The sequence below is a fragment of the Candidatus Hydrogenedentota bacterium genome (assembly GCA_018005585.1).
Taxonomy (GTDB): Bacteria; Hydrogenedentota; Hydrogenedentia; order Hydrogenedentales; family JAGMZX01; genus JAGMZX01.
On sequence record JAGMZX010000149.1, the window covers coordinates 1 to 14,122 of the forward strand.

A 14,122-nucleotide genomic window follows, 5' to 3' on the forward strand; every position below is an offset into this window, starting at 1 on the left:
TGGGCGAACATGGCCTGCGCCTCCGCGGCAATGTCGCGGCTCATGGGCTCCGTGAACACCTCGTCGGTCGCGCCCGCCATCAACAGGACCGCCTTCGGGCACAGCGCGGCAAGCAGGTCGGGGTCGTCGTACGCGCACAGGCGGCCCTGCTGCATCACCTCCGGGCATTCGGCGTAGTTGTCGAGCACGGGATGCAGCGCCTTCGACACGGCGCAGCACGCGGGGCCGCACACGACGAGGCGATGGTCGAGCAGCGCCGCGTGCATCGCCGTGACGCCGCCGCCGCTGACGCCCGTGATGCCGATGCCGTTGTGCGCGTCCACGTCGGGCCGCGCCGCGAGATAGTCCGCGCAACGCAAGGCGTCGATGACGAAGAAGCGGTTCGCCGACTGGCCCGTGAGGTAGCAGCGCACGCCGTCGCGGAAGTGATCGTTGCCGTCCGGCTTTTCTCCGGCCATGCCCGGCGGATCGAAAGTCGCGGCGATGTAGCCGCAGCGCGCAAAGACCTGCGCTGGTATCTGGTAGGCCGAACCCACCTTGCTGCTGTGTCCCACGGGCACGACAATAGCCGGCCACGGCGGCGGAAACTGCTCGGGCCGCGGCAGGTAGACTGATGCGTTCACGTCCAGGCCCGGAAACGACTCGAACAGCACGTTTTCGACGATGTAATGTTCGCGCTCGTGGCGCGAAACGGCGCGCACGTTGAGATCGCCTCCTTGCGCGCCGAAGGGCATCGGGGCCATGCCTTCGAGCACCGTCCCGCGCAGATTGTCGCGCCATGTTTCCCATGTGCCCGACGCGAAGGCTTCGCGCCGCCGCTGCGCGAGCGTGTCAAGCTCCGCGCACGCCCTGCGGACCAGACGCACGGTCAGCATGTTGCGCAGGTCGATCGACGGTGCGACGGGCCCGAGCGCAAACTGGGCGGCGGTGTCCGTCCAAGATCCGGAAACGGCATCGGCGCCGGTTGCGGCAACCAAGAGCACTACGATTGAAGCAAGCACGTTCATCCCTCCTCTCGCGCGTCAAGCGAGCATAGCAGCACCGCGCTTGAAGCGCCAGCATAAGGCGGTTAGCATGGCGGCGGAAGCGAACCCAGGCCACAAGGAGAGGATGCATCATCATGCGCGCCGTATCCGCTTGTATTCTTACGTGCTGCCTCATTGCCGCCGCCGTCGGCGGCTGCGCCACCAGGGACGACCGCGTCGAGTCGCCCGCGGCAACCGGGACGCCCGCGCGGCCGGAATCGGCCGCGGCGGTTGCGGAACCCGCAGCGGCCGCGACGGGCGACCTGGTATTCCTGCCGCAGCCGCGCTCGGTTGTCCTGGGGGAAGGCGCGTTCCGCGTCACGACGAATCAAGTCTACGCCATCGAACTGGATGACGCCGTTATCGCGCGTTTCGTGCCGCATCTGAACAGCGCGCTGGACACGGCCGGCCTGAGCGGAGGCGGGTCGGGCCAGTGCGCTATCGAAATACGTATCGACCCGGGCGCGACGGCGCACTCCGAAGGCTATCTGCTCGACATCGCGCCGGACACGGTCCGTATCACGGGTCACGACGCGCCGGGCGCATTTCACGCGGTGATGACGCTGAGACAAATCGCGCGGCAATGCGCGGGGACCGGCTCGCTGCCGTGCCTGCGCATCGAGGACTGGCCCGACTTCCCGAATCGCGGCGTCATGATCGACGTGGCCCGCTGCAAGGTTCCGGAAATGGGGACGCTGTACGCGCTGGTCGATAAGCTCGCGGAACTCAAATTCAACCAGCTCCAGATGTACACGGAGCACACGTTCGCCTACCGCAACCACCACACGGTCTGGGAGGACGCGTCGCCCATGACGCCCGCGCAGGTCCGTGCGCTCGACGCCTATTGCCGCGACCGGTTCATCGAACTCGTGCCGAACCAGAACTCGTTCGGCCACATGGACCGCTGGCTGCGCCTGCCCGGGTACGCGCACCTCGCCGAGACGCCCGGCGGCAGCGACCTCTGTCCCGTCGACCCCGGCAGCATCGCGCTGCTCGACGACATGTACGACGACCTGCTCCCGTGCTTCAGCAGCGGCCAGGCGAACGTCGGCTGTGACGAAACGTGGAGCCTCGGCAAGGGCCGCAGCAAAGACGCGTGCAACGCGCGCGGCGTCGGGGCCGTCTATTTCGAATTTCTCATGAAAATCCGTGGGCTATGCAGCAAGCACGGCAAACAGATGCAGTTCTGGGGCGACATCATCATGAACCACCCCGAACTCATCCCGGAGATACCCGGCGGCGTCATCGCGATGGAATGGGGCTACGAGGCCAACCATCCGTTCGCGGAACACGGCAGGAAATTCGCGGAGTCCGGCGTGCCCTTCTATGTCGTGCCGGGCACGTCCGCGTGGAACTCGCTCGCCGGGCGCACGGACAACGCGCTCGCCAACTTGCGCAACGCCGCCGAAAACGGCATCGCCAACGGCGCCATCGGCTACCTCGTAACCGACTGGGGCGATGGCGGCCACTGGCAATTCCTGCCGGTCTCGTATCTGCCCTATGCCTATGCGGCCGCCGTCAGTTGGGCCTGCGCGGAAAACAGGGAAATTGACCTCACGCGTGCGGTGGACGTCCACTGGTTCGAAGACCGCGCTGGCGTCATGGCCCGGCTTGCCTACGACCTCGGCAATGCGCACCGGATAAGCGGCGCGACCTTCGGCAACAACACGATCTACTACCGGCTGCTCCTGCATCAGGTCGACGGCGCGGTCGACGAGCGCTGCTCGAAGCAGAAGTTCGAGGACGTGATCGCCGAAGTGGACCGCGTCATGCAGCGCCTGCCTGAAGCCGAGATGCAGTGTCTGGACGCGGACCTTGTCCGGTCCGAATTCGAATGCACGGCCCAACTGATCCGTTTCGCGTGCCGGCTCGGCATCGCGCGGCTCGACGCGGGCAACGTCGGCACGGCGCAATTGCCCGCGCCCGCGCGCGCCGGGCTCGCCGCCGAACTGGAGCCGTTGATCCCCGAGTTCCGCCAGCTTTGGCTCGCGCGTAACCGTTCCGGCGGCCTCAAGGAAAGCGCGGGTCACTTCGAACTGCTGCTGAGCCTGTTGAAGAAGGGTTCATGAATGTGCTTGCGCGTCATTCAATGGGCGTATGACATGTCCTGACTATTTACCGGCTGGTAGCGAAAACTAGGCAAGGTCGGTGTTCAGCGCCCGGAACGCGTCGGCGCAGGCCTGGTAGTTGGCTTCGGACATGCCCATGCAGCCGTATTCCTCGACGTAGCCGATGAAGCCGCCGTCGGGGGCGCCGAGCGCCGCGTAGAGGCGGCGGGCCTCGGCGAGAATCTGGCCGGGCGTGCCGGATATCGAGACGGTCTGGTAGCTGACAGGCTCCATGAAGCATTGCACGCCGCGCAGTCGCGCGCCGATGTCCTCGACAGGGTTCGCGTTCGGCTGCGAGACGTTCATGACGTCGACGCCGATTTCGTGGAAATCGTCGAGCAGCGGCTCGACGCGCCCGCAACTGTGAAACCAGACGTGCAGCCCGAGCCTGTGCGCGTGGTCGAACTGGCGCTTGTAGCGGGGTTTGAACAGTTCTCGCCAGAGGTCGGGCGCGATGAGCAGGCTCTCCTGCGAGCCCCAATCGTCGGCGAAATGCACGCCGTCGAAGCCCGCCTCCGCCGCAAGCGACGTCAGCCCCGTCTCAAAGTCCATGATGCGGTCCATGAGGGCCATCGCGCGGTCCGGCTCGGCGATGAAATCGAGCATCGCGTTGGCGAAGCCGCGCAGGAACGTGTAGAGGTTGAACCCGGTGATGCCCAGCCCGGCCAGCAGGTAATATCCCTCTCCGTCGCGCACGAAATCCGCGACGCCCGCCATGCGGTGCTCGGGGTTGAGCGCCGGCGGCCGGAACGCGTCGAGCGCGTCCCACGCGGGGATCACCGGCGCCTCGGGCTGGCCCATGGTCCCGTCCCCGAGGGCGTGCATCCGGTAGCCCCACTCGTTCGCGCCGTCCGCGTCCAGCACCAGGCTGCGCATGAGGATGTCGCCGCAGCGCTGGTCGCGGTTCCAGAACAGCACCGGCACCCGGTCCGGCCGCCCGAACAGGATCGCCCGTCGCACACGCTCGTTTGCAGTCATGATGCGAGTTCTCCGTTTATCGCCTGCCAACGTTCAATCCGGTTCAACGCAGAGCCGCGGAGAACACAGAGACACGCAGAGAAAGGCAATGGACGAGCGCCACGGGGCACGGGCGTCTCGCCCGTGGTTCAAGAACACACGCAGGATGCGCATGGCGTACACGGGTGAGACGCCCGTTCCACATGTTCGTTCTCCGCGACGCTCTTCGGCGTCCGCGATTTTGCGTTGACAGTGACTCCGGCACGATATCCTCGACTCAATACGCTCCCCATTCCCGGAGCGTTTCCCATAGAGCGACGATGTTTTGCGGAGGGACGTCCGCCTGGATGTTGTGTACGGTCGCGAACACGTAGCCGCCGCCGGGCGCCAGTGCGTCCAAGTTGCGTTTTACGTCTTCGCGCACTTCCCGCGGCGTGCCCTGCGGCAGGACGCGCTGCGTATCCACGCCGCCGCCCCAGAAAACGATATCCGCGCCGAAATCGCGCTTGAGTGCTTCGGGCTCCATCCCCGCCGCCGTGACATGCACCGGATTGAGGATATCGACACCGTCCTCGATGAAATCGGGCAGGAACGGCCGCACATTGCCGCAGGAATGGAAGAACAGCTTCACGTGCGGCGCCGCGCGCTTGATGGCCTGAAAAACGCGCCGCAGATGGGGCCGGATGCACGCGCGGAACTGCTCATGCGCGATCAGTTGTGACTGCTGCGTGCCGTAGTCGTCGTTTTCGGCCACGATATCGACGAGATCGCCCAATTCGCGCAGTGCGGTCTCCCAAAACGCGATCTTCAGGTCTGCAAGCCTGCCATAAAGCGCGTCGGAGAACTCCGGATACAACAACGGGTCCATAAGGGCATTTTCCATGCCGCGCAGGCGCTGCGACATCTCGAAAATACCGGCGCAAAGCCCTTTGAGCATGACCGGCCTGCCCGCGTCGCGGAATGCCTGCGCCTGCGCGCGCAACCCGGCAATGCGCGTCGGATCGGCGGCGTCCGGCCATGCGCGGGCGGCCACCACCGCGGGGTCGGGCGCGGCGTCGCCCATGGGATGACCGACAATCGTGAAGAAGAGTCCGTCCTGCCTCGGGAAATGATGCGTCATGCCCCATTCGTCATGATAGACGTAGACTTCGCCGCCGTCCTCGAGTTTATCCGCGACGCTCCAATTGTGACTCGTCAAGGGGAACAGACCGCGCGTGTCCACCTCGAAACGTTCGAGCACGTCGTCATGCGGCACGACGACCTGCTGCACCATATCGAGCCATTGCGGTTCACGGGGCGGCAAGCCCAGATGCGCGCGCAGCCGGTCGTACGCGACCCGCGCAATCGCCGTGACATGCGTCCCGCTCAGGTCGAAGGGCACGCGGTCGGGTTCCCTGTGTGCGAGCGCCGCAAGCACGCGCTCGCGCGGGGACATGGTATTCATGGGCATCGTCACCGCCTTCTCTTGGATTGCCTTACGGGGAAAGGTACCATGTCGCCGGGTTCGCAGTACACGCTTCAGCTTGTTCCCGGGGCGCGCTTGCGCGTGCCTTAAAGGAGGCGAGACACATATGAAAACGAGTATGCGCCCGATGAACCTGTGCATGGCGTTTCTTCTCGCGCTGCTGTGCGGCGTCGTGCTCCAGGCACAGGACGCCACTACCCAGGACAGCATCCGTCTGGAACGCATGCTGAAACGGTTCCCGAACGCGGACGCCAACGGCGACGGCGTGCTGACACTCGACGAGGCGCGCCGCTACCGGCAGCGGGTGCGCGCGGAACGTGGCATCGTGGATCGTCCCAGCCTGCCTTTGCCGGAGGGCACTACGAAGCGCGCGGACCTCGAGTATGGGCCGCACGGGAACAATGTCCTGGACCTCTATCTTCCGAAAGAGGCCGAGAAACCGATGCCGCTCGTAATCTTTATTCATGGCGGCGGGTTTATCGATGGCGACAAGAACAACCTTTCCCCCGTCATCCTGCATCAATGCCTGCTCCGGGGCATGGCTGTCGCGTCAATCAATTACCGGTTCATCACGACGGACCCCTTTCCCGCGCCGCTGCACGACTCGGCGCGCGCCGTGCAGTATCTGCGCCATCACGCGAGTAAATGGGACATTGACCCGAAGCGGATCGCCCTCTTCGGCGGTTCCGCGGGCGGCGGCGCCTCGCTCTGGGTCGCGTTGCACGACGACTTGGCCGACCCGGGCAGTGCCGACGCGGTGGCCCGGGAATCCACGCGGGTGGCGTGCGCCGCGGCGATCCGCGGTCAGACCTCGTACGACCCGCGCCAGATGCGGGAATGGCTGGGCGATGCGATCCTGCAGCACCGTTGCATATTGCCGCTGTACGGCGCGAAGAACCTCGACGAAGTGCTGAACCCCGCGCCTGAGCGCGCGAGCCTGTATGTGGAATGCTCGCCCATCCATCACCTGAGCGCAGGCGACCCGCCGGTGCTGCTCTTCTACACGGAGACCGTGCCCAATGACCCGGGCGGCGCAATCCACAGCAAGGTCTTCGGAGAACAACTGAAGGCCGCCATGGACGCCGCGGGCGCGTCCGCCAGACTGATTACCAACATGCGCCAAACCGATGACGCGGCCGTGGCCAAGGACCTGGTCGCGTTCCTTGCGGAACACCTGGGGCCCGGAAAATAGGGAAGAAGCATCGCCGGTTTCTGTGCCCGCGTCCGTTTGGCCTTCTTGCAGGCATGGGGACCAATCCGTCCCGCGGGACGAAGGGGGCCGCCGACGCATGCGTCGCGCGGTTGTTCGAGGCGTCTCGGAAATCTATTGCCAGAATGCAATGGAGGGAGTAAGCTAAAGACGAGAGGAAAGTTTCACGTGTTATGATGAGGGGTGCCCCACCGGGCAAACGAAAGGAATCGGGGGTATGTGCACCGTGCACCGTCGTTCCGGGTTCACGCTTATTGAGTTGCTGGTGGTCATAGCCATTATTGGCATTCTCGCGGCGATACTCTTGCCGGCGCTGGCGCGGGCGCGCGAATCCGCCCGCCGCAGCTCGTGCCAGAATAACCTCAAGGAATGGGGGATTGTCTTGAAGATGTACGCCAACGAGGACCCGGGCGAGCGATTTCCTCCCGTGTTCTTCCGGGACGGGCGCGTAGCCCAGTTTATCGACCGTAACGACCCGTCCATGGCGTTGCGAACCTATAACGACGGCATTTTCGCCGCCGCGGGGCCGGACACGCTCAAGATATATCCGGAATATCTGACCGATCCGAATATTTGCTTCTGCCCGTCCGATGCGGAAAGCGGACCGGACGACGCCCTGTTCACCTGGAAGGACGACATCTGTTTCGGCTACCTGGGCAATGACGCCAATTGGTGCGCGGGCGCCGTTGATGAAAGTTATGCCTATCTGGGCTGGACGCTTGACCGCGCGGAGATGGACGACACGCCGATTCCCGTGCCGCCGCTTATCCCGGAAATCCCGCCGGGGCTTACGGCGCCGATCCAATTGGTCGAGTTGGGAGTCAATTCGGTATTCGAAGCGTGGTATCACCCTGAGCGCGCAGAGGAGATAGCGGACGGCGATGTCGAAGTGACGGCGGGCACGGGCAATGGTGGCGGCGATACTGTGTACCGCCTGCGCGAAGGCATCGAACGATTCCTGATCTCGGACATCAACAACCCCGCGGCAGCCGCAAAGGCTCAGAGCACGGTCTGGGTCATGTTTGACCACATCGCCACGGACCCGTCGGGATTTAATCACGTGCCCGGCGGTTCGAACGTGCTGTACCTGGATGGACATGTCGATTTCGTGCGCTATATCAAGGCCAACGATGACGGGACCGGCGGCAGCCCCGCGCCTGTCAATGTGGGCACGGCGCTCATCCTCGGGTTGGTATACGTTGAACTGAATTGACCGGTGCGGCAGCGCCCGTGTCGCGCTTGGGCGGATAGGACGGGGAATAGGCGTCCTGCCGTCGCACGGGTTTTTGCGCAGTTTTTCTTGATTTCCGCGCGTATTGGTGCTAAAGTATTCCCCGGAATTGTGAGGTCCTGCCTGTTCCCTCACGATATGAGATTGTGGGACCCCACGCGTTGGCCTTGGCCGGAAGCGTGGAAAGCGTGTCCCGTGTGGTGCGAGGACCCAGGGGATTGCCTCTCATGCCGGAAAATGATGTGCCTATGACAAAGCCTAAGAGGTCCGAGGCGCCGACAGGGCGCCATGATTCCGCGTCGACCCGGCGCGAGCAGGCTCTGTGCCGGGCAGCGCTCGAGTCCGGCGAATGCGACGCCATGACCGATGACGAATGGGTCGCCCTGTGCGAATCCGTTGCGAGCGCGGACGGAGCCGCGGAAGAATGCGCGCACGCCGCTTCCGAGGGGGTAGACGCGTTCTAGCAACAGGCCGTGCGCAGGAGCCGTGCGTGGGCACACGGTCCTTGCCGCGGAAAAGGGGGGATGCCCGCATGTGACTCCGGCATCGGTTGACGGGTCCGCGAGAGAACGGCTGGTCTGCTCGTGACGTAGATGAAAATGCCGATGATGGGAACCACGGGGAGATGACTCCTGATGGAAACGGAGAGAAACGCGCGGACTGAGGGCTCGTTGCGCAGCGGCCGGCTACTGGTATTCTGCAGCGCGTTCGCGTGTCTGTTATTCGAGTTAATCATCTCGAGGCTTGCCGATTTCCACCTGGGTTACCTCAATAGCTACCTCGCCCTTCCCATCACGTTTCTCGGGCTGGCCCTGGGCAGCCTGCACGCGCATTTCCGGCCCGCCATCATTGAGCGCTTTCGCGCGTCGCGGGCGCTGGTCGGCCTGGCGGCGGCCTGCGCCGTCACGCTGCTGCTCATCTACGTGCTGTTCTCGCGTTATACGATCTTCGCGGTGTCGGACCGGCGCGTCTGGTTCACCGCGCTGCCGGCCAAGACTTGCCTGTTCACGATTGTGTTCATCCTGCCTTTCTACGTTTTCGGCCGGATTCTGACGACCTGCTATCATCGCTGGCGCAGCCAGATAGGGAAGATTTACGCCGCCGATTTTTTTGGCGCCGCCCTGGGCTGTTTCCTGACCCCCGTGCTCTTTCACTATCTCAGCCTGCCCGAGGTTACCACGTTGCTCCTGGGCGCTATCTGCCTCATGCTGTTGCTGTTTTTCCACCGTGCCTGGTGGCGCACATGCCTGTTTGCGGGCGCGGCCGCGGGGTTGCTGGCGGGGTATTACGTGCAGATCGACCGGCTCGAACACTCGATGCGCTACGAGTACAACAACCCGGACGGGACCGGTCCGCGCACACGCGAGATAGCAAGCCGCTGGAACGAGTTCTCGCGTGTGCAACTGGTCCGGTTCGAGTTTCCCGACCCGAAGCGGAACTACTATAAGATCATTCACGACAACGCGCGCAGCAACGTGCACGTGGCGCCCTATGTGCCGGGGAAAACGCGCCGGCCCGCGGCGCTCGACGCGAAGGAGTTGCCGTTCATCCTGGGGCGCAATACGGACGACATTCTGGTTATGTTCGCGGGATGCGGCGCGGAGATGGTGCAGTTTAACGAGTACACTTCCGGGAAGGCCCGGATTACCGGCGTCGAACTCAACCCGCTGTGCCGCGACTTCGCCGTCGAAGCGCCGGAACTGGCCGGGCACCGCCTCGCGGAATTCTACGCGTTACCCAACATCGACCTGCGTATCGAGGAAGGCCGCGGCTTCCTCATGCGCGACACGCGGCAATACGACTTCATATACGTAGGGTCCAGCGCGCCGACCTCACTCAGCGTCACGGGCCACACGCGCAAGTACCTGTATACGGTGGAAGCGTTCGAGTCGTATCTCGCCGCACTCAAGCCGGGCGGCCTGCTCGTGTTCGATCATCAGCCGTTGTATCAGAATATTCAGACAATGCGCGCCGCGTTTGCGCGACGGGGTATCCCCGATTTCGAGCAATGCGTCTTGCTCATTGGCTCTTCCTTCGGCCGCTATGTGAAGGGCAGCTACGACTTCGCCGTGGCGCCCGGCGGATTCACCGCGGAGGAAGTGGAGAGGCTCGTGCGATTCTCGCCCGCGGCCAGACAACAAGTGCGTTACGCCCCCTTCCACGCGAACCCGGCGAAGGAGCCGGTTGTGGCCTCGGTCACATCGCGTCCGGCGAATGCGCGGCCGGACGTCACCGACGACCGGCCCTTTGTGCTCGAGATCGATTTCTCGAACTATCACCTGTGGCCCACGAAGGCGGAACTCTCCGGCGATTTGTTCTATCTGAGTTGGATCAAGATTACGACGCTGATTGCGCTTACAACTCTGGCCGCGGGGTTCATCGTGCTTGCCATGCTCTCGAAATCGCGGCGGCTGCCGCCGTCCGTGTTGATCTATCTTGTGGTCACCGGTTTCTGCTATCTGATTGTCGAGGTGATTTTCATCGCGCGGCTCGAACTCTATCTTCAGGACCTGCTCGTGAGCATGGCCTGCGTGATCAGCGTCTTCCTGCTCACCAGCGGCGCCGGCAGCATGGCGTATCAGCACGTGGCTGGCCGGCTCGGCATGCGCCTGTTCCCCCTTGTCGTTTCGATGCTGGTCTGCCTGTCGCCCGGCATGCTGGATTTTCTGATGGCGCACCTGCACGGCCTGCCGCTGCCCGGCAGGGTGCTGGCCGCGGCCCTGGTCATGGCGCCGACAGGCGCGGCCCTCGGCATGTTCTACCCCTACGCGGTAAACCGTCTCGTTCTGGGTAATTGCGAGAACGCAGTGCCCATCACCTATGGCGTGAGCACCTTATCCTCCGTCATCGGCGCAACCTACGCGATGACCGTGATGCAGCACATGGGATTCAATCACATGCTGTATCAAGCCGGCGTCGGCTACCTCGCGCTCGGTTTCTTCGTCGTGCTCTACACGCTCGTGTCGCGCAAGCGCGTCCTCGCGTAAGCCGCGCCTGGCCGTGGCGTCAAGCAAGACTCCCGGCCTGAAGTGGCGGCTCGGGCCGGAATTCGCTATTGTGAAGACCGGGACGCCATGGGCCGCGTTACGGGAGGCTTTTTCATGGGGTGCAAGACCGTTCGAGAGTTCGCGAGACTGTCGATGGGGCTGCTGGCCTTGTGCTGCGCCGGCGCGCCGGACGCCAACGTTTCCGCCGAGCCCGTGCTGCGCATCGAGACCGGGCCGGACGCCACGATTCCGTTCCTGAGCTGGGACACTGAGGGCGGTGACCGCGCGCGGAACAACCTGCTGCGCTCGCCGGTGTGCGTGCAGGCTCTAATCGCGGGGGAATGGCGCCGGGAAGGCGCAGCCGAGCGTGAGGTTTCGCCCGCCGGGGTGGTGGTCTGCCGGGTGCAGTACGGCAATACGTCGCGTTTGACGTGGCAAACAACAAGGACGGGGGCCGCCATGGATTTCGTCTTCCAGGGGGAGGGCATTGACCGCGTCCGCCTGGTATTTCCGTTCAATGCGCGCATGGCCGGAACGACCGTGTTCCCCGCTTCCTGGGAAACGGACGGCAGCCTGCGCCTGCCCGCGGTCATCTGCGCGCCCGATTTCGGGCAAGTCTGCGTGTCCGGCTCCAGGGACGCGGCGATTGCCGGGCAATTGACCGGCAGCCGCAAGGAGCACACGGTGGATTTCACCATTGAGATGCCGCCCGCCTGCACGCTGCAATTCGCGCCCGCCTTCCTGCCCATGCCGGAAGGGTTTGCTGACGAAGACCTGTGGCGCGCCGTCCGGCGCGGCTGGTTCAATATCTGGCAGCCGAGCGCTCGCTGGGGCGAACAGGGACGCCCCTTCAGCGCGCCGCCGGGTATTCTCTCCAACAACGTCATCAGCGACCCCGTCAGTTGCCTGATCCATCTCTACGCGGACCAGGCGTTCTTCACGCCGGACGCCGCCCCGGGCATTTCCATCGCGGCGCACGTGCGGCGGACGGTCGAGTATTGGGTCAACGAGAAAATGCGGCCTTCCGGCGAGGTGGTGGCGTACTGGGACTACGGCGACATGCTGGACGCCAATGCGAGCCCGCTCATCGCCGCGTGGGACTATGTGGAATCCACGGGCGACGTTTCATGGCTGGCGCGGCACATTGAACGGCTGGAACGCGTTGCGGACTATCTCGCCGGGCACGATGTGGACGCCGACGGGCTCGTCGAGTGTACGCACAGCGGGAATTACGGGTCCCTGTTTGACCCGGACCGCAGCGCCTCGGCCTGGGACACGATCAACGCGGGGCACAAGGATGCCTACAGCAACGCCCTGACCTACCGCGCGTGGCGCTGCCTCGCCGACCTCGAGGCAAGAGCCGGGCGCCGGGAACCGTGCACCCGTTATACCAGGCTGGCGGACCGGCTCAAGGAACGCTTCTTTCCCACGTTGTTTGACCCGGCCACCGGCTGGATAGCGTGGTGGAAGAGCGAAGACGGCGAGTTGCACAACCTCGCCTGCCCCATGGTCAATGCCCTTGCCATTGAGTACGGGCTGGTCGAGCCCGCTGTTGCGAAGGAGATCCTTCTGCGGCTCTGGGCAAAGATGGAGGATGCCGGATTCAACCGCTTTGACTTGGGCGTGCCGCTGACACTCGTGCCCGTCCGGCGCGGCGACTATCTTCAGCCCAGGCCGGGCCGCCCCGCGTCCACCATATGCGGCGCGCCGGAGCGCGAAGACGGCACGGACACCTTCGGCAAATATCTGAACGGCGGCTGCTGCGTCAGCGACGCGGTGCACTTCATGACGGCCCTGTACATGGCAGGCGAGCAAGAGAAGGGCGACATCATCCTGAACGCCATGCTCGAACGGCAGCGACGCGGCGTTTTCCCAAATGGCGGCTCGTTCCAGAACGGGATTGTGGACGCCTACCCGCAGGGCGCGGAATTCTTTGACTGGCAAGGGAATACCTGTGGCTACGAGGGTCACCTGACCTACAGTTTTTCGTTTCTTCAGGCCGTTCTCCTGCGCGAGTCGGCATTTCGCGCACGATTGCTCCGTCCGCTCATTCCGGAACCACCCTCCTCCGCCCCTCAGGTATGCCCAAAGGCCCCCGGCAACCCGAGTATTTGACAGAATTCGGATTTTGAGGTAGGGTATGAACAGAGGTGGAATGGACGCAGGGAACGGGGATGTATGGTCGTTCTGATTCCTTTACGCCGCCGTACGCATAGCAGCGTGTAGCGTCACCTGGTTTCCGCGGCATGCGTAGCCGCGAGTTCAGGGGCGTTTCGAGGTACGGAGATGGCCTGCATCGGGGGTCTGATAGAAGGCCGCAGGGAGCGATCCGCTCAGGAGGTGGAACCATGTCTTTCAACACGTCACATCGGGTTTCTTGTTTCCGCGGGGCAACGCTCGGGCTGGTTATCATCCTCTTTGTGATGGCCGGTTTGGCCCGGGGCGGGCCTGTCTTTCACGGCGTCAACATTACGGTGGAAGCGGGATCGGTGGGCCTGCCCGCGCCGCCGGCGCCGCGCCACATCAACGGGAACGCCGACCCCTGGAACGATATCTACAAGGCGGGCGGTGTGGCGCCGAATCCCGGTTCCACCAGTTTGCTGCGGCTGGACAAGGCGTTGCTGGGCCTGTTGCCTCACGATGACATCGACGCATTCTCGTATCCGGATGCGAATGTAACCCTGCCGCCGCCCGTAATCATTGAAGACCGTCCCGTCTGGGCCGATGGAATCCCCGGCGGCGGTTGGGAAGACTCCCAGGCCAGTCTCATCTATTGGCACTTTTCGGTGGACGAACTGGCGATTGGCGTATTCAAGCCGCTCGCTATGCCGCCCGTCATTTCCGCCGTCAACCTTGAGGTTACCGCGGGCACGAGCTGGAACGTGATGGCGGCCAACCCCAATGAGGCGCACGGCGACTACTTCATCGCGAGCACGGCCTTTCCCGGCGGCAAGGGAAACAATTATCTGGGTGCAGATGAAGAGCAGTTGACACTCGATATCCTGCCGCCCTTGGCACCGCACGCGCAGGACGACCTTAACGGCCTGGACCTCGAAGCGGACCTGATCAACCATCCCGAGACTCCCCTGCAACCGGGAGAACTCTTCTTCTCGCTGTCACCGGCTTCGCCATCGCTGGC

The 14,122-nt window shown here is 64.0% G+C and carries 10 protein-coding genes; 7 read left to right on the plus strand and 3 right to left on the minus strand.

Going from position 1 to position 14,122, the window contains the following annotated elements:
• The coding region (locus KA184_19500) for an acetylxylan esterase (protein MBP8131770.1) at positions 1–1,001 on the minus strand (1,001 nt) is incomplete at its 3' end.
• Between the two features lie 119 nt (positions 1,002–1,120).
• Here KA184_19500 and KA184_19505 point away from each other — a divergent pair.
• On the plus strand, positions 1,121–3,094 hold the full coding sequence (locus tag KA184_19505) for a family 20 glycosylhydrolase (protein MBP8131771.1): 1,974 nt from the start codon (positions 1,121–1,123) through the stop codon (positions 3,092–3,094).
• Between the two features lie 66 nt (positions 3,095–3,160).
• On the opposite strand, the gene KA184_19510 is transcribed toward KA184_19505, so the two are convergent.
• Entirely contained in the window at positions 3,161–4,111 is a 951-nt protein-coding gene (locus KA184_19510; GenBank protein ID MBP8131772.1) for a hypothetical protein, read from the minus strand.
• 256 nt (positions 4,112–4,367) lie between these two features.
• Positions 4,368–5,072: a hypothetical protein gene (locus tag KA184_19515; GenBank protein ID MBP8131773.1), complete on the minus strand. Its 705-nt coding sequence runs from the start codon at positions 5,070–5,072 to the stop codon at positions 4,368–4,370.
• Between the two features lie 589 nt (positions 5,073–5,661).
• Between KA184_19515 and KA184_19520 the strand changes: the two genes are divergently transcribed.
• The 6 genes from KA184_19520 to KA184_19545 all read left to right on the plus strand — a co-directional run.
• Positions 5,662–6,747, plus strand: coding sequence for an alpha/beta hydrolase (locus KA184_19520; protein MBP8131774.1), 1,086 nt, complete (start codon positions 5,662–5,664; stop codon positions 6,745–6,747).
• 244 nt (positions 6,748–6,991) lie between these two features.
• Complete coding sequence (locus tag KA184_19525; GenBank protein ID MBP8131775.1) at positions 6,992–7,978, plus strand: prepilin-type N-terminal cleavage/methylation domain-containing protein; 987 nt, start codon at positions 6,992–6,994, stop codon at positions 7,976–7,978.
• Positions 7,979–8,244: 266 nt separating this feature from the next.
• Positions 8,245–8,460, plus strand: coding sequence for a hypothetical protein (locus KA184_19530; protein MBP8131776.1), 216 nt, complete (start codon positions 8,245–8,247; stop codon positions 8,458–8,460).
• A gap of 171 nt (positions 8,461–8,631) precedes the next feature.
• Positions 8,632–10,983, plus strand: coding sequence for a hypothetical protein (locus tag KA184_19535; GenBank protein MBP8131777.1), 2,352 nt, complete (start codon positions 8,632–8,634; stop codon positions 10,981–10,983).
• A 114-nt stretch (positions 10,984–11,097) separates the two neighbouring features.
• Entirely contained in the window at positions 11,098–13,098 is a 2,001-nt protein-coding gene (locus KA184_19540) for a hypothetical protein (GenBank protein ID MBP8131778.1), read from the plus strand.
• A 233-nt stretch (positions 13,099–13,331) separates the two neighbouring features.
• The coding region (locus tag KA184_19545; protein ID MBP8131779.1) for a hypothetical protein at positions 13,332–14,122 on the plus strand (791 nt) is incomplete at its 3' end.